Source organism: Streptomyces sp. NPDC101132 (assembly GCF_044759225.1).
In the GTDB taxonomy this organism is placed as follows: Bacteria; Actinomycetota; Actinomycetes; order Streptomycetales; family Streptomycetaceae; genus Streptomyces.
Genome location: NZ_JBIVYX010000010.1, coordinates 275,275 through 292,000, shown reverse-complemented (window position 1 = coordinate 292,000; position 16,726 = coordinate 275,275). Strand labels below are relative to the sequence as shown.

The following is a 16,726-nucleotide window of genomic DNA, read 5'->3' as shown; positions in this document are numbered from 1 at the left end:
CCACGGAACACCCTTAAAGAAAGGGGACTGCCGTGACGGCGGGAGGGTGCCGGGACGGCCGGGTGGCCGGGGCCCCCGGGGGGCAGGGGGGCTCCGCCGGGCCGCGGGCCCGGGCCGCGTCGTCGGCCCCCTAGGGCGCGCCTCGTGGGGCATTTGTCCGAATCTCGGTACCGTCCGGCCTCATGGACACCCTGATCTTCGGCGGCCTGCTCGCCACCCTGCTGGCCATGTACCGGCAGTCGTCCCGGATGGTGGTGCTCGGCGCCTGGTTCGTCATGCTGGTCGCCGTCATCCTGCTGATGGCCCACCACATCACCAGCAGCCTCGCCCTGAACCTGAGCTACTGACCCATGGCAGCGATGAGCAGCATCCTCCCCGAGGCCTCCGTCGAGGGCGGCCTCCTGGGCAGGATCCAGTACTGGTTCGCGTGCTTCTTCGTCGTCGGCTGGACGGGTGTCGTCTGCGGCGGGCTCTACTACCAGTTCGTGGTGTGGGAGTACCCCTGCCCGCTGTGCATCGTGCAGCGGATGTTCATGCTCCTCGCGGCCATCGGCGCGGGCGTGATCGTCCGCAGGGGCATGGACGGCCAGATCGCCGGCCGCGACTACATGATGGGCTGGGGACTGGCGCTGATCGCGGTGATCGCCGGGTCCTTCGCCTCGTGGCGGCAGACCATGCTGCACATCCTCCCGGGCGACAAGGGGTACGGCAGCGAGGTCTTCGGCCTGCACCTGTACGTCTGGGCGTGGATCCTCTTCCAGGCCTCGGTGGTGGCCATCGGGCTGGTGATGGCCTTCGCGCACAGCACGGCGGACCGCACGGTGCCGACGACGGACGCGTACCGGACCGCCGGCCGGCTGGCCCTCGGCTTCCTCGGCGTGGTGATCGCGGTCAACGTGGTGGCGGTCTTCTTCGAGGAGGGCTTCCACTGGTTCCTGCCGGACGACCCGACGCGGTACGAGCTGCTGTACGACCTGGGCATCCTGAACTGACCCCGGCCCGGCGCGGGCCCTGGCGCCGCCCCGGGGGAAGGCCGGCACGGGCAGCGCGGGTCCCGCGAGGGCGAAAACGCCGCGGAACCCGCCTGACTCGGACATTTGATCACCCTTCCTTCACGTGCCGGCCCGCCCTTGCCCCCGGCGAGCTTCAGTCCCCTTTACTTCGCGCATAGACGCTGAAAAGCGCCCCAAAAAGCGACTGTTTTCAGCCAACTTCTCGGGCGGAGCGTCTGATTCCGCGCTTGTCAGGTACAGAGCGGCCCCCCGTACTGTCGTTGCTGTGCGGCGGCCGATGTCGTCGCAAATGAATCACCTACGGGAAGGTTTTCTCTGTGCGCAGGTTCCGCAAGGTCCTCCTGCCCCTGGCCGCGGCCACGACCCTGGCCGTGTCCGGCATCGCCTCCGCAGAGGCAGTAGCCGCTCCGTCGTCGCCCACCACGACGGACTCTGCGTTCGCGACGAAGAACGTCCAGGACGACGCCGCCAAGGCGGCGGTCGCGTACTGGACCCCCGAGCGGATGAAGAACGCCATCTCGCTCGACCGCGTGGCCACCAAGGCCGACGAGGCCGTGGCCGCCAAGACCGTCTACAAGGTCGGCAACCCGGGCTCGACCGCGCCCGCGCAGGCCACCGAGGGCAAGCCCAGCTCCGCCTTCGCGCCCACCGCGTCGCGTACCGCCGGCAAGGTGTTCTTCAAGAACCCCCAGGACGGCAAGAACTACGTCTGCTCCGCCAGCGCCATCAACAGCGCCTCGAAGCAGATGGTCGCCACCGCCGGCCACTGCGTGCACGGCGGCAAGGGCGGCAAGTGGATGACCAACTGGACGTTCGTGCCGCGCTACAACAACGGCTCGCGTCCCTACGGCACCTTCGCCGCCAAGGAGTTCCGGACCTTCACGTCCTGGATATCCAGCAGCAACCTGAGCCGTGACGTCGCCTTCGTCACGACCTACAAGCGCAGCGACGGCAAGAAGCTCGTCAACGTCGTCGGCGGCAACGGTCTGAGCTACAACTACGACCGCAGCAACTACGTCACGATCTTCGGCTACCCGGTCGCGCGCCAGAACGGCCAGGTCATGATCTACTGCCAGGGCAACACCTCGGCGGACCCCGGCACCTCCAAGGTCCGCATCAAGTGCAACCTGACCGGTGGCGCCTCCGGCGGCCCCTGGCTGCGCAAGTACAGCAGCTCCACCCAGCTCGGCTACCTCAACGGTGTGACCAGCACGGTCAACTCGCTGGGCTGGAACAAGAGCCCGTACTTCGACGAGTACGTCAAGAAGATGTTCGACGCGCAGGGCAGCCGGGTCTGACGACCTGACCGCACCGCGAGCAGCATCTGAACGGTGTGCCCCCGTCCCCGGTTCCCGGGGGCGGGGGCACACCCGTTTCCGGCCACGCTGTGAGGGACGTCACGCATGGCCGAAAATCGACGCAACCATGGCCGGGCCTACTCGGTCGCCAGTACCCCCGAGCGGGTCAGCCGGGCGTACCAGTGGGCGCTGGCCTTCGGCGTGCGCCGCTGCGTCGCGTAGTCCACGTGGTAGAGCCCGAACCGCCTGCTGTACCCGTACGACCACTCGAAGTTGTCCAGCAGCGACCACAGGTAGTACCCCTCGACCGGCGCCCCGTCCGCCCGGGCCCGCGCCACCTCGGCCAGGTGGGCCCGCAGGTACGCGATCCGGTCCAGGTCCTCGACCTGCCCCGACGGCCCCGGCACGTCCTCGTACGCCGCACCGTTCTCCGTCACCAGCAGCGGCAGCCCCGGCGCCTCCCGGGTGAACCGCATCAGCAGGTCGTACAGCCCCGTGGCGTCGACCGACCAGCCCATGGCGGTCCGTTCGCCCGGCGGCTGGTGGAAGGAGACCCCGTCCGCCGCCGGCCAGGGCGAGTGCGCCGAGGCGCCGTGGCCGTCCGCCCGTACCGCTGTCCCGTCCGCCGCCGAGACCACCGCGGGGGTGTAGTAGTTCACCCCGAGGAAGTCCAGCGGCACCCCGATCACCCGCTCGTCGCCCTCGCGCACGAAGGACCAGTCGGTCAGCCCGGCCGTGTCCGCCCGCAGGTCCTCGGGGTAACCGCCGTGCAGCAGCGGCCCGGTGAACACCCGGTTGGCCAGGGCGTCGATCCGCCGCGCCGCGTCCAGGTCGGCCGCCGAGCCCGTCAGCGGGCGCACCGCGCTCGGGTTGAGGCTGATGCCGATCCGGGCGTCCGCGGGCAGCGCGGCCCGCAGCGCCGCCGTCGCCAGACCGTGCCCGAGGTTCAGGTGGTGCGCCGCCCGCAGCGCCGCCACCGGGTCCGTACGGCCCGGCGCGTGCACCCCCGAGGCGTACCCCAGGAAGGCCGCGCACCAGGGCTCGTTGAGCGTGGTCCACATCCGGACCCGGTCACCCAGGACCTTGGCCACCTGGCCGGCGTACTCCGCGAAGGCGTACGCGGTGTCCCGCGCCGGCCAGCCCCCCTCGCCGGCGTCCCCGGACGGCGTCTCCAGCTCCTGCGGCAGGTCCCAGTGGTACAGCGTCAGGTTCGGCCGCACCCCCCGCTCCAGCAGCCCGTCCACGAGCCGGTCGTAGAACCCCAGCCCGCCGGCCCGCACCCGCGGCCACGACACCGAGAACCGGTACGACGACAGCCCGAGGTCGGCCATCAGCCCGATGTCCTCCCGCCACCGGTGGTAGTGGTCCACGGCCACCTCGCCGGTGTCCCCGCCGAGTACCTTCCCGGGCGTCGCGCTGAACGTGTCCCAGATCGACGCCTGCCGCCCGCCCTCCCGCACGGCCCCCTCGATCTGGTAGGCGGCCGTCGCGGCCCCCCACACGAAGTCCTCGGGAAATTCCACGCCCGTCATCCCTTGACCGCTCCCTGCATGATTCCGCCGACGATGTGTTTGCCGAACAGGACGAAGACGAGCAGCAGCGGCAGCGTTCCCAGCAGCGCGCCCGCCATGATCACCGACTGGTCCGGGATGAAGCCGCGGCCCAGGCCCGTCAGGGCCACCTGGACGGTCGGACTCCCGTGCTGCGTCAGCGCGATGATGGGCCAGAAGAAGTCGTTCCAGGCCATCACGAAGGTCAGCATCCCCAGCACGGCCATCGCCGGCCGCGCCACCGGGAACACCACGTGCCACACCAGCCGCAGGGCCCCGGCGCCGTCCACCCGCGCCGCCTCGACCAGCTCCCCGGGCAGCGCCTCCACCAGGTACTGCCGCATGAAGAAGACGCCGAACGCCGACACCAGCGTCGGCAGGATCACGGCCTGCAGCTGATCGGTCCAGCTCAGCTTCGCGACCAGCATGTACAGCGGTACGACGCTCAGCTGCGGCGGCACCATCATCGTGCCGATCACCACCATCAGCAGCACCCCGCGTCCCCGGAACCGCAGCTTGGCGAAGGCGAACCCGGCCAGCGTCGAGAACAGCACCGAACCGGCCGCCACCGTCCCCGCCACCACCGTGGTGTTCAGCAGCGCCGACCCCAGGTTGGCGTCCGTCCACGCGGTCTGCAGGTTCGCCCAGAGGTTGCTGCCGAACCACAGCGGCGGCGGTGTCTGCGCCAGCCGCGTGTTGTCCCGGGAGGCCGCCACCGCCGTCCACACCAGCGGGAACAGCGAGCCCGCCGTGAACAGCCCCAGCGCCACGTACGTCCACACCCCGGCCCGCCGCCTCACGCGACCTCCCCCTCGCCGCGCCGCAGCCACCTGGCCAGCGCCCAGTTCACGGCGCCGATCAGCAGCAGGATCAGGAACATCGCCCAGGCGATCGCCGAGGCCCGCCCGAGGTGCAGGTTCACCCAGCCCTGCTCGTACAGGTACAGCCCGAGCGTCTGGAACTGGTGCTCCGCCCCGCCCGTGGCGCCCGCGCTGCCGTTGAACAGCAGCGGCTCGCCGAACAGCTGCGTCGCGCCGATCGTCGACACCACGCAGGTGAAGAGGATCGTGTGGCGCAGCGAGGGCACCGTCACGTGCACGAACTGCTGCCACCGCGAGGCGCCGTCCAGCTCCGCCGACTCGTACAGCTCCTCCGGCACCGCCTGCATCGCCGCCAGGTAGATCAGCGCGTTGTAGCCCGTCCACCGCCAGACGACGATCGTGGACACCGCCAGCTGCGAGGCCAGCGTGCCGTTCTGCCAGTCCACCGGCCCGAACCCGACCGCTCCCAGTGCCCAGTTGACCATCCCGTAGTCCCGCCCGAAGAGCAGCACGAACACGAGCGTCGCCGCCGCCACGGAGGTCGCGTACGGGGTGAGCACGGCGACCCGGAAGAAGGTCCGGCCGCGCAGCCGGTGGTTGAGCAGGTGCGCGATGCCGAGCGCGACCGCCAGCTGCGGCACCGTCGACAGCAGCCCGATGGTCACCGTGTTGCGCAGCGCGTTCCAGAAGAACTCGTCGTCCCACAGCCGCGTGAAGTTCCGCAGCCCCACCCAGGTCATCGTGTCCGGGTCGGTCAGCTCCACCTGGTGCAGCGCCGCCCAGCCCGTGTACAGCAGCGGGAACAGCCCGAAGACCGCGAAGAACACGAAGAAGGGCGCGAGGTAGCCGTACGGGGTCCAGCGGCCGGCGCCCCGGCGCCGGGCGGCGGGCCGCTCGGCGGCCCACCTCCCCGGTGCCGACAGGCGCCGGCCCACGAGCTCCCGGCTCACTGGTCGAGGGCGTTGTCGATCGCCTTCACGGCCGCCTCCCAGCCCTGTTGCGGCGTACGGCCCTTCTGGTCCACCTGGAGCATGCCGACGTCCGCCAGGTTCTGCGCGATCACCAGGTCCTTAGGGCCCACGATCGTCACCGGAATGCCCTCGGCGGCCTTCGCGAAGATCTCCCCGATGGGCGCGTTGCCGAAGTACGGGTGCTTGGCGCCGGACACCGCGGGCAGCGCGTACGCGGCCTTGGCGCTCGGGAAGCTGCCGCGCTTCTCGAACAGCTTCGCCTGCTGCGCCGGGGCCGTCAGCCAGGCCGCCAGCTTCGCCGCCTCGGCGCTGTGCCGGCCCGCCTTGGGCACCACGAGGAACGAACCGCCCCAGTTGCTCGGCTGCGGCGCCTGCGCCACGTCCCACTTGTCCTTGCCGGCGTCCCCGGCCTTGTCCTGGATGTAGCCCAGCATCCACGCCGGGCAGGACACGGTGGCGAAGGAGCCGTTGGAGAAGCCCTGGTCCCAGCCGGGGGTGAACTGCTGGAGCTTGGCGCTCAGCCCGCCGGTGGCGAAGGAGGCCGCGAGGTCGAAGGCGCCCTTGACCGCCGGGTTGGTCTTGTAGACGACCTTGCCGTCCGCGTCGTAGAACCGCTGGGCGCTGCTGCCGGTGACCGCCGCCATCACGCCGGAGGCCGAGTCGACGAACGCCTTGCCCTTCGGCGCCTTCGCCCGGTACCTGAGGCCCACGTCGCGGTACTTGGCCCAGTCGCCCGCCCACAGCGCGCCGACCGCGGCGCGGTCCGTGGGCAGCCCGGCCGCCGCGAAGAGGTCCTTGCGGTAGCAGATGCCCTGGGGGCCGATGTCGGTGCCGAGGCCGACCGTGCGGCCGTCCTTGGTGCCGGCCTGCGCCCACTTCCAGGGCAGGAACGCGCCCTGGTCCACGCCCGCCGTCTTCCCGAGGTCCACCAGCTTGTCGGCCTGGGTCGCGGTGATCTCCGCGATGTTGTTGACCTCGACGGCCTGGATGTCCGCCAGGCCGCTGCCGGTGCCCAGGTGGGTGAGCAGCTGCGGGTAGTAGTTCTCGTTGCGTTCGATCGAGGTCTGCTTGATCACGACGTCCGGGTGCTCGGCCATGTACTGGTCGTACAGGCCGGCCTCCTGGAGCCCGAAGGCCCCGAAGACGCCGACGGTGATCGTGGTCTTGCCCTTGGCGCCGCCGGTGCCGGCCTCCCGTCCCGAGGTGCCGTCCTGGGCGCAGCCGGCCGCCAGCAGGGCGGTGCCCACGAGGGCTGCGGCGATGGCGGTTCTGGTTCTGGAGCGCATGCGTTTCCTCCCTGACCGATGTGTGCCACAGTGTGGGAGCGCTCCCACGGGGCGTCAAGGGGTCCTGCACGGACCGAATCGGAGGGATGTTCGTTAGATTTCAACGAGGGAGGCAGCCATGAACGGTCGTGGGCGGGTGGGGACCCCCGGGGCGAGGTCCGGCACGGGCGGCCCCGGTGCGGGCGCGGGGCGCGGGGGACGGCCCACCCTGGAGGAGGTCGCCGCGCGGGCGGGCGTGGGCCGCGGCACGGTGTCCCGCGTGATCAACGGCTCGGCGAAGGTCAGCGAGACCACCCGGGCGGCGGTCGAGGCGGCCGTCGCGGAGCTGGGGTACGTGCCGAACCGGGCGGCCCGTGCGCTGGCCGCGCACCGGACCGACGCCATCGCGCTCGTGGTGCCCGAACCCGAATCCCGGTTCTTCGCGGAGCCCTACTTCTCCGACGTGCTGCGCGGGGTCGGCGCCGCCCTCGCGGAGACCGAGATGCAACTGCTGCTGACCTTCGCGGGCAACGAGCGCGAACGCACCCGGCTCGCCCAGTACCTGGCGGCCGACCGGGTCGACGGGGTGCTGCTGGTCTCCGTGCACGCCGACGACCCGCTGCCCGACCTCCTGGACGAGCTGAACATCCCGGCCGTGGTCAGCGGCCGCAGGTCCGCCGACGAGCCCCTGGCCTCGGTGGACTCCGACAACTTCGCGGGCGCGACCGCCGCCGTGCGCCACCTCGTGGACCGCGGGCGGCGGACCATAGCCACCATCACCGGCCGGCTGGACGTCTACGGTGCCCGCCGCCGCCTCGACGGCTACCGGGCCTCCCTGGAGGCGGCCGGGCTGCCCGCGGACGCCCTGCTGGTGGCCGAGGGCGACTTCACCGAGGAGGGCGGCCGGCGGGCGATGGCCGAGCTGCTGGAGCGGCGCCCGGGGCTGGACGCGGTCTTCGCCGCCTCCGACGTGATGGCGGCCGGCGCCCGCCAGGCCCTGCGCGCGGCGGGCCGCCGGATACCCGACGACGTGGCGCTGGTCGGCTTCGACGACTCGGTGGTGGCCCGGCACATGGACCCGGCCCTGACGAGCGTCCGCCAGCCGATCGAGGAGATGGGCCGGACCATGGCCCGGGTGCTGCTGGAGCAGATCGCGGGCTCCGGGGAGCGGCCGCGGATCGTGCTGCCGACGGAGCTGGTGGTGCGGGACTCGGCGTGAGCCGGGGCCGTGCCGGGGCACGGCGGGCGGGTGCGGTGCCGGGAAACGGCGAGGGCCCCGGTCCGCTTCCGCGGAACGGGGCCCTCGTACAGGGTGAGTGACGGGACTCGAACCCGCGGCCACCTGGACCACAACCAGGTGCTCTACCAGCTGAGCTACACCCACCGTGTCCGGTCGGAATTCCGACCGGCCGAAGAAAAGAGTACAGGGTCGGAAGGGGTGCTCGCTCCGCCTTATCGCCTGGCCGGCGGTGCCGTGGCCGTCAGCCCGCTATTCGGCGGGCAGGACGTGCCGGGCCGCGATGGTCCTCGCGGTCTCGGAGTCCGGGCCGGGCTGCGGCACGAAGACCGCCTCGCGGTAGTAGCGCAGCTCCGCGATCGACTCCTTGATGTCCGCCAGCGCCCGGTGGTTGCCGTTCTTCGGCGGGCTGTTGAAGTACGCCCGGGGGTACCAGCGGCGGGCCAGCTCCTTGACCGAGGACACGTCCACGATCCGGTAGTGCAGGTGGCCCTCCAGCGTGGGCATGTCGCGCAGCAGGAAGCCGCGGTCGGTGCCGACGGAGTTGCCGCAGAGCGGGGCCTTGCCCGGCTCCTTGACGTGCTCGCGTACGTACGCCAGGACCTGGGCCTCGGCGTCCTCCAGGGTGGTCCCGCCGGCCAGCTCGTCCAGCAGGCCGGAGGCGGTGTGCATCTGGCGCACCACGTCGGGCATGTTCTCCAGTGCCGCCTCCGGCGGGCGGATCACGATGTCCACGCCGTCGCCGAGCACGTTCAGCTCCGAGTCGGTGACCAGCGCGGCCACCTCGATAAGTGCGTCGTCCGTCAGCGAGAGCCCGGTCATCTCGCAGTCGATCCACACCATGCGATCGTTCATGCGGTCCACCTTATGGGAGGTATCCGCGAACGGGGGGTCCCGCGGCGGCGCGGGAACGCGCCGGGGCGTGCCGCGTGCGGGTCCCGGAGACGTGGGAGGCCCCGCGGACCGTACGACTACAGATCCGCGGGACCTCGGTTCACGGGGGCGGCGCTAGGCGTGCTCGCGCTGCCCCGGCATCATCGACGCCCGGCCCGGGGCGTACAGCTCCGTGACGGACGGGCCGCTGGCCGCCAGTGCCGCCGCCGCCCGCTGGGGCTGCGGAGTGCGCTGGTGCGGCATCGGCACCTCGGTGACGTTGGACGTGTCGGCCTGCGGCCGGCGGGCCCGGTAGGCGGACCGGTACGCGGCCGGGGAGGACCCCAGCTGCCGCCGGAAGTGCCCGCGCAGCGCGACCGGCGAGCGGAACCCGCAGCGTCCGGCGACCTCGTCGACCGAGTAGTCGGAGGTCTCCAGCAGCCGCTGGGCCTGGAGCACCCGCTGGGTGATCAGCCACTGGAGCGGCGCGCTGCCGGTCAGCGAGCGGAACCGCCGGTCGAAGGTGCGCCTGCTCATGTAGGCGCGGGCCGCCAGGGTCTCCACGTCGAACTGCTCGTGGAGGTGTTCCAGCGCCCAGGCGACGACCTCGGCCAGCGGGTCGGCGCCGATCTCCTCCGGCAGGGACCGGTCGAGGTAGCGCTCCTGCCCGCCGGTGCGGCGGGGCGGGACGACGAGCCTGCGGGCCAGGGCCCCGGCCGCCTCGCTGCCGTGGTCCGTCCGCACGATGTGCAGGCAGAGGTCGATTCCGGCCGCGGTGCCCGCGGACGTCAGGACGTCGCCGTCGTCGACGAACAGCTCGCGCGGATCGACGTGGACGGACGGGTACCGCTTGGCCAGCGTCGGCGCGTACATCCAGTGCGTCGTCGCCGGGCGGCCGTCCAGCAGGCCGGCGGCCGCGAGCACGAAGGCGCCCGTGCACAGGCCGACGATCCGGGCCCCCTCCTCGTGCGCCAGACGCAGTGCGTCGAGCGCCTCGGGAGGCGGTGGTGAAGTGATCGACCGCCAGGCCGGAACGACGACCGTGCCTGCCCGGGCGATCGCCTCCAGCCCGTACGGCGCGGTGAGTTCGAGTCCGCCCGTGGTCCGCAGCGGTCCGTCCTCGCCCGCGCAGACGAGCAGTCGGTATCGAGGCACTCCCGCGTCCTGCCGGTCAATGCCGAACACGGAGAGTGGAATGGAACTTTCGAAGATTGGTCCGCCGCTGAACAGCAGCACCGCGACGATCTCCCTGCGGCGGCGCCCCGCGAGCTTCCTGCCCGCGTCGGCGACGACGGCGGTGGAGTCCTGGCTCATGGCGCTAAGCCCCCCTTGGGTGTCGCGACTCCTTGGTCTGGTCGCACCTGCACGTTTCCCCTCGGCCTTGCACGTGTTCCCCCGCCGTAAATACATGATCGAATCTACTGCGTCGCGTGGTGTCGGCGTGACAAGTTCAGCACGCAGCGCTATGTCGACTTGGCAACTTGGCGTAAAGCATTCGATCAGGAAGCGTTCCACTCCGCGACCTTGGGGGGAAGCGCGCCGGGTGGCGGTGGCCTGTACCCATACGGTCCGACCGTACCCGTAGGGGTGTCGTCGCTGGTGATGGGGGGGTTGGGTGGACATTCCGCCAAGGGTTGTGCCCGGGTGTGAAGTTGGCTGAAAACATACGGGGGGCGCCTGTGCGAACCGGTCAGCCATGCGGGTTCGGGCCACCGCCCGGCCCCCGGCCGGGCGTTCCCCCGCCACCGTGGCACCCGCGGTGGGCACCGCTGCCCGTCCGCGAGTGCCGGCCGCGGTGGCCGGCGGCGCTCTGCTCGGCGGCCGTGACGCGGGCCGCGGTCAGCTCCGACCGCCGCAGGAGCACCCGGCACACCGCCGTGACGGCGACCAGGCCCAGGGTCGCCACCGCGGCCCCGCCGAAGGAGGTCCCGTACACCACCAGCACCACGGGAACCAGGACGCAGCTGAAGGCTGCCCACCGTACGACGTCCCCCGCGGGGTCCCCGGACGGGTGAACCGGATGGACGGCGGGGCGGGCGGGCGGCGGCGGGGCGGACTGCTGGGCCGAGTGGGCCGGGTGACCGGGCACGGAGCGCTCCCTGCGGGCTCTTCGGGGACGGTCGGACGTCTGTCCAACGCCGTGCGCGAGGTGTCGGTCACTGCCCGGGAGGGTGGCTCGTCACTGACTGTAGGGGCCAGTCGTCATTGCCAAGAGCCCTCGCCTCCGGCATGCTCCCTGGGACGCTTTCCCAAGGGCCGGACGGCCCTGTGCAGGGGAGGAGTGTCGCCGTACCCTTGGGGGTATGGGCTTGGGAAGATGATTCCCGGACACAGCTTCGTCACCCTCTGTTGCCTCCACAAGGACTCTCCTCGCCGAGACACTCATGGCCGGTCACGACTTCCCCGAACCCGCGGGCCGCAAGCGCAAGCAGCTCGCAGACTCCGCGCCGGACCTCCGCGCGGTCGAAGAGGCACGCCATCCGTGCGACCCGGCCTTCCGGCACGGCGTCGTCGTGGGGTTCGACGGCTCGACCTCCAGTGAGCGCGCCCTGGCGTACGCGATCGGCATGGCCAAGCGCTCCGGCTCCGGGCTGATCATCGTGCACGTGGCCAACCGGCTGCCCACCACCGTCTGGGCCGGCTGCGAGCCGCCCGTCTTCGTGGACGTGCCGGACCACCGCACCGAGGTGCTGGGGCTCGAACTGGCCTGCGCCGACTACCTGGCCGAGGTCCCCTGGATCCTGGTCGAGCGCGGCGGCGACATCTGCCACGAGCTGGAGGAGGTCGGCCGCGAGTACTCGGCCGACGCCATCGTGGTCGGCTCGACGCACGGCATCGTCGGCCGGATCTTCGGCTCCGTCGCCGGCCGGCTGGCCAAGCGGGCGCAGCGGCCGGTCGTCGTCATCCCCTGACGGATCCCGGTACGACCTGATGTGGCGTGTTCTGTTCGCCCATGCCTGCACTCCGTGAGGATTCGATACCTTTCCGTGACCACGTTCGGGTGCATTGTGCCCTTGTGAAGGGAACATAAGAGTCGCTGGGTAGCAGCAGAAAATTGCAGATCGAAGGGAGCCTGGCCGTGGACAACGACGTCTCCGCCGGGAGCAAGGCCACCACTTCCACCCTCGGGCACATCGCCCTGGGTCTGACCCTTCTCGCGTTCGGAATCGGCCACACCGGCGTCATCGACGGCGTGACCGCGGCCGACTCCGTCTCGCTCGCCACGTACGTCGGCGGGCTCACCCTCTTCGTGCTCGGCGTCCTCGAGTACCGCGGGGGCAACGGCTTCAACGGAACCGCCTTCGCCGGCCTCGGCGCCCTCTGGTTCACCTGGGCGAACGCGGCGGACGGCAAGGCCTCCGCGGACGCTGCCGGAACGTTTCTGGTCCTGTTCGCCCTGCTCGCGCTGACCCTCGCGGCAGCCGCCCCGAGCGGACTCTTCAGCCAGGGCGTCTACGCCCTGCAGTTCCTCGCCCTCCTGCTGCTGGCGATATCCGCCTTCGCCGACACCGGCTCCCTGGCCAAGGCGGGCGGCTGGGTCGCCGCCGTCGGCGGCCTGCTGGCCTGGTACGGAGCCACGGCGGCCCTCACCGGCTGGCCGGCTTCGGTCCGCCGCGCCTCCGGCAGCGGGGCGGTGGCCGCGAGCTGAGGCCCGTACGCCCCGGGCGCGGCCGTACCGGCCCCGGCGCAATGGGAAGGGCCCCTCGTGCAGGAGCACGAGGGGCCCTTCCGCGTCCACCGTCGCGACTACTCGACGGTGACGGACTTCGCCAGGTTGCGCGGCTTGTCGATGTCCCGGCCCAGGTGCAGGGCGGTGTGGTACGCCAGCAGCTGGAGCGGGATGCCCATCAGGATCGGGTCGAGCTCGTCCTCGTTCTTCGGGACGAGGATCGTGTGGTCGGCCTTCTCCTGCTCGGTGTGCGCGACCGCGAGGATCCGGCCGCTGCGGGCCTTGATCTCCTCCAGCGCGGCGCGGTTCTTCTCCAGCAGCGAGTCGCTCGGGACGATCGCGACGGTCGGCATGGCGGGCTCGATGAGGGCCAGCGGGCCGTGCTTGAGCTCGGAGGCCGGGTAGGCCTCGGCGTGGATGTAGGAGATCTCCTTGAGCTTCAGGGAGGCCTCCAGGGCGACCGGGTAACCCCGGACGCGGCCGATGAACATCATCGACTTGGCCTCGGCGTACTCCGCGGCCAGCTTCTTGATGTCCTCCTCGCCCTCCAGGATCTCCTGGATCTGGGCGGGCAGCTTGCGCAGGCCCTCGATGATCCGCTTGCCGTCGGCGACGGACAGGTCGCGGATGCGGCCCAGGTGCAGCGCGAGCAGCGCGAAGGCGACCACCGTGTTGGTGAAGCACTTGGTGGAGACGACGCAGACCTCGGGGCCGGCGTGCACGTACACGCCGCCGTCGGCCTCGCGGGCGATGGCCGAGCCGACCACGTTGACCACGCCGAGGACGCGGGCGCCCTTGCGCTTCAGCTCCTGGACGGCCGCCAGCACGTCGTACGTCTCACCGGACTGGGAGACGGCGATGTAGAGGGTGTCGGGGTCCACGACCGGGTTGCGGTAGCGGAACTCGGAGGCCGGCTCGGAGTCGGCCGGGATGCGGGCCAGGCCCTCGATCAGCGAGGCGCCGATCATGCCGGCGTGGTACGAGGTGCCGCAGCCGAGGATCTTCACGCGGCGGATGCCGCGGGCCTCGCGGGCGTCGAGGTTCAGGCCGCCCAGGTGGACGGTGGAGAACTTCTCGTCGATCCGGCCGCGCAGCACGCGGTCGACCGCGTCGGGCTGCTCGCAGATCTCCTTGTGCATGTACGTGTCGTGGCCGCCCATGTCGTAGGAGGCGGCCTCCCACTCCACGGTCTCGGGGGTGGCGGTGGTGCGGGTGCCCGAGGTCGTGTAGGTGCGGAAGTCGTCGGCCTTCAGGGTGGCCATCTCGCCGTCTTCGAGGGTCACGACCTGACGGGTGTGGGCGATCAGCGCGGCCACGTCGGAGGCGACCAGCATCTCCTTCTCGCCGATGCCGAGGATGACCGGGGAGCCGTTGCGGGCCACGACGATGCGGTCGGCGAAGTCGGAGTGCATGACGGCGATGCCGTACGTGCCCTCGATCTGCTTGACGGCCTCGCGGACCTTCTCCTCCAGGGAGTCGGCCTGGGAACGGGCGACCAGGTGGGTGATGACCTCGGTGTCGGTCTCGGAGGCGAAGACCACGCCCTCGGACTCCAGCTTGGCGCGCAGCTCGGCGGCGTTGTCGACGATGCCGTTGTGGACGACGGCGACCTTGTTCTCGGGGTCCAGGTGCGGGTGCGAGTTGACGTCGCTCGGCGCGCCGTGGGTGGCCCAGCGGGTGTGCGCGATGCCGGTGGTGCCCGCGAACCGCTTGGGGACGCGGGACTCCAGCTCACGGACGCGGCCCTTGGCCTTGACGACCTTCAGGGCCGTCGCCTTGGGGCTGTTGACGACGATGCCCGCCGAGTCGTAGCCCCGGTACTCCAGCCGCTGCAGTCCTTCGAGCAGCAGCGGAGCCACGTCGCGCTTGCCGATGTAACCGACGATTCCGCACATGAAGTGTTAACCCCTCCGAAGTTCTGGGTGTGCCCGCTGGTGGCAGGGACGTTTCAGCCGTAGACGATGCGGCGCAGCTGCCGGAGCGACAGCTCCGGTGGCGCCACGGCGCGGTGCGGGAGCTCGCCCGCGATCCGTTCGAAGATCTCCGCGTTCACCGAGCCGCCGGCCTGCAGCTCGCGGTGGCGGCGGCGGACGAACTCCTCGGTCGTCTCGTCGAAGTACGCCAGCACGTCGAGCACCACCCGGGCGGCCTCCCCGCGCTGGAGCGCGGTGCTGCGCACCAGGTGGTCGACGAGGTCGTCATGCGACGGGCGGCGATCGAGCACCCGTAGATATTGGAGGGTGGAGGGGGTGGAACGCAATATTCCTGCCCGATTTCGGGCAGGGAGCGGCAGGTATGGACCAAGTGGATGGACTCGGCGGGTCCATCCGGGGTCCCGGACGGGGTCCTTCCCGTGCACCGCGGGGCCGTGCCCTATACCTGGTCGGATGAGATACCTGCGTGCCCTCGGCGCCCTGCTGGCCTGCGCGGCCCTGTCGGTCTCCTGCACGGACGCCCGGGCGGGCTCGGGTGCCGGGGCGCCGGGTGCGCCGGCCGAGCTGTCGGCGTACGAGCGGATCGTCCCGGCGCCCGCGCGCACCGCCCCCGGCGGCCCCGGGTACCGGCTGACCGCGGCCACCGTGATCCGCACCACCGCGGGCTCCCGCGAGGCGCGCGGCGTCGGGGAGCTGCTGGCCGCGGCGCTGCGGCCGGCGACCGGGCTGCCGCTGCGGGTCAGCGGCACCGACGCGGCCGGCGCGGCCGGCGGGGTGCGGCTGCGGCTGGACCCCGCGGCGGGCGCGTACGGCGAGGAGGGGTACCGGCTCCAGGCGGACGGGGAGGGCGTGACCGTCAGCGCGTACCGGCCGGCCGGGCTGTTCCGCGGGGCGCAGACGCTGCGGCAGCTGGTGCCGGCCGAGGGGGCGCCGGTGGTGGCGGGCGGCTCGGTCTCCGACACCCCGAGGTTCGCGTACCGGGGGGCCATGGTCGACATCGCGCGGCACTTCTTCACCGTCGCGCAGGTCAAGCGGTACGTGGACCAGCTGGCCCTGTACAAGGTCAACGTCCTGCACCTGCACCTCACCGACGACCAGGGCTGGCGGCTGGCCGTCGACTCCTGGCCGCGGCTGGCCGAGTACGGCGGGGCGAGCGAGGTGGGCGGCGGCCCGGGCGGCCACTGGACCAAGGAGGAGTACCGGGACCTGGTCCGCTACGCGGGCGAGCGGTACATGGAGGTCGTCCCGGAGATCGACATGCCGGGGCACACGAACGCGGCCCTGGCCTCGTACGCCGAGCTGAACTGCTCCGGCGTCGCGCCCGCCCGCTACACCGGCATCAAGGTGGGCTTCAGCTCGCTCTGCGTCGGCAAGGAGCGGACCTACGAGTTCGTCGCCGACGTGCTGCGCGAGGTGGCCGCCCTGACGCCCGGCCGCTGGCTGCACATCGGCGGCGACGAGGCCCACTCCACCCCGCACGACCAGTACGCGTCCTTCATGGCGCGGGCCCAGGCGGCCGTCGGCGACACCGGCAAGAAGGTGATGGCCTGGCACCAGCTGGCGGGCGCGGAGCCGGTGCCGGGCGCGGTGCTCCAGTGGTGGGGCACGGACAAGACCAAGGCGGCCGAGAAGGAGCAGGTGGCGGCCGCGGTGCGGAAGGGCGCGAAGCTCGTCGTCTCGCCCGCGGACCGCTCGTACCTCGACATCAAGTACGACGCCGCCACGAAGCCGGGGCTGAGCTGGCCGGGCTACGTGCCGGTGGAGCGGGCGTACGACTGGGACCCGGGCACGCACCTGCCGGGGGTGCCGGAGTCCGCGGTGCTGGGCGTGGAGGCCCCGCTGTGGACGGAGGTCATCGCCACCCCGGCGGAGCTGGACCTCATGGCCTTCCCGCGGGTGATCGGGGTGGCGGAGCTGGGCTGGTCGCCGGCCGCCGCCCTGGACTGGGACGCGTACCGGCTCCGCCTGGCCGCCCAGGGCCCGGTGCTGACGAAGCTGGGCATCGGCTTCTACCGCTCGCCGGACGTGCCCTGGCTCTAGGACGGCGCCCGGGGCGCCGGCGGGCAACTCCGAGGCCCGGAGGAGGCGTTGTAG

At 71.7% G+C, this 16,726-nt stretch carries 16 protein-coding genes and 1 tRNA gene; 7 read left to right on the top strand and 10 right to left on the bottom strand.

Features of this window, described 5'->3' with window-relative positions:
• The first annotated feature begins 182 nt into the window (after positions 1 to 182).
• From ACIQUR_RS24160 to ACIQUR_RS24150, 3 genes are all read left to right on the top strand, one after another.
• Positions 183 to 347: a DUF5993 family protein gene (locus ACIQUR_RS24160; RefSeq protein ID WP_399956518.1), complete on the top strand. Its 165-nt coding sequence runs from the start codon at positions 183 to 185 to the stop codon at positions 345 to 347.
• Positions 348 to 359: 12 nt separating this feature from the next.
• Entirely contained in the window at positions 360 to 992 is a 633-nt protein-coding gene (locus ACIQUR_RS24155; protein ID WP_403667784.1) for a disulfide bond formation protein B, read from the top strand.
• A gap of 338 nt (positions 993 to 1,330) precedes the next feature.
• Positions 1,331 to 2,311, top strand: a complete 981-nt coding sequence (locus ACIQUR_RS24150) for a trypsin-like serine peptidase (protein WP_403667781.1) — start codon at positions 1,331 to 1,333, stop codon at positions 2,309 to 2,311.
• Positions 2,312 to 2,448: 137 nt separating this feature from the next.
• Here the strand turns inward: ACIQUR_RS24150 and ACIQUR_RS24145 are convergent, their stop codons facing one another.
• The 4 genes from ACIQUR_RS24145 to ACIQUR_RS24130 are packed head-to-tail and all read right to left on the bottom strand — an operon-like array spanning position 2,449 to position 6,939.
• On the bottom strand, positions 2,449 to 3,843 hold the full coding sequence (locus ACIQUR_RS24145) for a GH1 family beta-glucosidase (RefSeq protein ID WP_403667779.1): 1,395 nt from the start codon (positions 3,841 to 3,843) through the stop codon (positions 2,449 to 2,451).
• Positions 3,840 to 4,706, bottom strand: a complete 867-nt coding sequence (locus tag ACIQUR_RS24140) for a carbohydrate ABC transporter permease (protein ID WP_399956692.1) — start codon at positions 4,704 to 4,706, stop codon at positions 3,840 to 3,842. Before ACIQUR_RS24140 ends, ACIQUR_RS24145 begins: the two co-directional genes overlap by 4 nt.
• Positions 4,658 to 5,632 (bottom strand): carbohydrate ABC transporter permease, encoded by a 975-nt coding sequence (locus tag ACIQUR_RS24135; RefSeq protein ID WP_403667777.1) that lies wholly within the window; start codon positions 5,630 to 5,632, stop codon positions 4,658 to 4,660. Before ACIQUR_RS24135 ends, ACIQUR_RS24140 begins: the two co-directional genes overlap by 49 nt.
• Positions 5,629 to 6,939 (bottom strand): ABC transporter substrate-binding protein, encoded by a 1,311-nt coding sequence (locus tag ACIQUR_RS24130; protein ID WP_403667775.1) that lies wholly within the window; start codon positions 6,937 to 6,939, stop codon positions 5,629 to 5,631. Before ACIQUR_RS24130 ends, ACIQUR_RS24135 begins: the two co-directional genes overlap by 4 nt.
• 118 nt (positions 6,940 to 7,057) lie before the next feature.
• Between ACIQUR_RS24130 and ACIQUR_RS24125 the strand changes: the two genes are divergently transcribed.
• On the top strand, positions 7,058 to 8,137 hold the full coding sequence (locus ACIQUR_RS24125) for a LacI family DNA-binding transcriptional regulator (RefSeq protein WP_403667773.1): 1,080 nt from the start codon (positions 7,058 to 7,060) through the stop codon (positions 8,135 to 8,137).
• Between the two features lie 92 nt (positions 8,138 to 8,229).
• On the opposite strand, the gene ACIQUR_RS24120 is transcribed toward ACIQUR_RS24125, so the two are convergent.
• The 4 genes from ACIQUR_RS24120 to ACIQUR_RS24105 form a co-directional block, all read right to left on the bottom strand.
• Positions 8,230 to 8,302: transfer RNA gene (locus ACIQUR_RS24120), tRNA-His, on the bottom strand.
• Between the two features lie 105 nt (positions 8,303 to 8,407).
• Complete coding sequence (gene orn, locus ACIQUR_RS24115; RefSeq protein ID WP_403667770.1) at positions 8,408 to 9,010, bottom strand: oligoribonuclease; 603 nt, start codon at positions 9,008 to 9,010, stop codon at positions 8,408 to 8,410.
• Between the two features lie 153 nt (positions 9,011 to 9,163).
• Positions 9,164 to 10,342, bottom strand: coding sequence for a helix-turn-helix domain-containing protein (locus tag ACIQUR_RS24110; protein WP_403667768.1), 1,179 nt, complete (start codon positions 10,340 to 10,342; stop codon positions 9,164 to 9,166).
• A gap of 376 nt (positions 10,343 to 10,718) precedes the next feature.
• Positions 10,719 to 11,117 carry a hypothetical protein gene (locus ACIQUR_RS24105; RefSeq protein ID WP_403667765.1) on the bottom strand — a complete coding sequence of 133 codons (399 nt, stop codon included), beginning with the start codon at positions 11,115 to 11,117 and terminating at the stop codon, positions 10,719 to 10,721.
• Positions 11,118 to 11,412: 295 nt separating this feature from the next.
• Between ACIQUR_RS24105 and ACIQUR_RS24100 the strand changes: the two genes are divergently transcribed.
• Both ACIQUR_RS24100 and ACIQUR_RS24095 read left to right on the top strand, forming a co-directional pair.
• Complete coding sequence (locus ACIQUR_RS24100; RefSeq protein WP_399956488.1) at positions 11,413 to 11,940, top strand: universal stress protein; 528 nt, start codon at positions 11,413 to 11,415, stop codon at positions 11,938 to 11,940.
• Positions 11,941 to 12,107: 167 nt separating this feature from the next.
• A complete protein-coding gene (locus tag ACIQUR_RS24095) occupies positions 12,108 to 12,677 on the top strand; it encodes a GPR1/FUN34/YaaH family transporter (protein WP_403667958.1) in 570 nt (189 codons plus the stop codon).
• A gap of 98 nt (positions 12,678 to 12,775) precedes the next feature.
• Here ACIQUR_RS24095 and glmS read toward each other — a convergent pair whose 3' ends face one another.
• A complete protein-coding gene (glmS, locus tag ACIQUR_RS24090; protein WP_403667762.1) occupies positions 12,776 to 14,593 on the bottom strand; it encodes a glutamine--fructose-6-phosphate transaminase (isomerizing) in 1,818 nt (605 codons plus the stop codon).
• A gap of 53 nt (positions 14,594 to 14,646) precedes the next feature.
• Positions 14,647 to 14,922 carry a hypothetical protein gene (locus tag ACIQUR_RS24085; RefSeq protein WP_399950237.1) on the bottom strand — a complete coding sequence of 92 codons (276 nt, stop codon included), beginning with the start codon at positions 14,920 to 14,922 and terminating at the stop codon, positions 14,647 to 14,649.
• A 163-nt stretch (positions 14,923 to 15,085) separates the two neighbouring features.
• On the opposite strand from ACIQUR_RS24085, the gene ACIQUR_RS24080 reads away from it, so the two are divergent.
• Entirely contained in the window at positions 15,086 to 16,672 is a 1,587-nt protein-coding gene (locus tag ACIQUR_RS24080) for a beta-N-acetylhexosaminidase (protein ID WP_403667759.1), read from the top strand.
• The last annotated feature ends 54 nt before the right edge of the window (positions 16,673 to 16,726 follow it).

What these genes read in the sequence shown, in the direction of transcription:
- ACIQUR_RS24080 (WP_403667759.1), top strand. Translation starts at nt 15,086, where the DNA reads ATGAGATACCTGCGTGCCCTCGGCGCCCTGCTGGCCTGCGCGGCCCTG.
- ACIQUR_RS24155 (WP_403667784.1), top strand. Translation starts at nt 360, where the DNA reads ATGAGCAGCATCCTCCCCGAGGCCTCCGTCGAGGGCGGCCTCCTGGGC.
- glmS (WP_403667762.1), bottom strand. Translation starts at nt 14,593, where the DNA reads ATGTGCGGAATCGTCGGTTACATCGGCAAGCGCGACGTGGCTCCGCTG.
- ACIQUR_RS24145 (WP_403667779.1), bottom strand. Translation starts at nt 3,843, where the DNA reads ATGACGGGCGTGGAATTTCCCGAGGACTTCGTGTGGGGGGCCGCGACG.
- ACIQUR_RS24110 (WP_403667768.1), bottom strand. Translation starts at nt 10,342, where the DNA reads ATGAGCCAGGACTCCACCGCCGTCGTCGCCGACGCGGGCAGGAAGCTC.
- ACIQUR_RS24125 (WP_403667773.1), top strand. Translation starts at nt 7,058, where the DNA reads ATGAACGGTCGTGGGCGGGTGGGGACCCCCGGGGCGAGGTCCGGCACG.
- ACIQUR_RS24130 (WP_403667775.1), bottom strand. Translation starts at nt 6,939, where the DNA reads ATGCGCTCCAGAACCAGAACCGCCATCGCCGCAGCCCTCGTGGGCACC.
- ACIQUR_RS24160 (WP_399956518.1), top strand. Translation starts at nt 183, where the DNA reads ATGGACACCCTGATCTTCGGCGGCCTGCTCGCCACCCTGCTGGCCATG.
- ACIQUR_RS24100 (WP_399956488.1), top strand. Translation starts at nt 11,413, where the DNA reads ATGGCCGGTCACGACTTCCCCGAACCCGCGGGCCGCAAGCGCAAGCAG.
- orn (WP_403667770.1), bottom strand. Translation starts at nt 9,010, where the DNA reads ATGAACGATCGCATGGTGTGGATCGACTGCGAGATGACCGGGCTCTCG.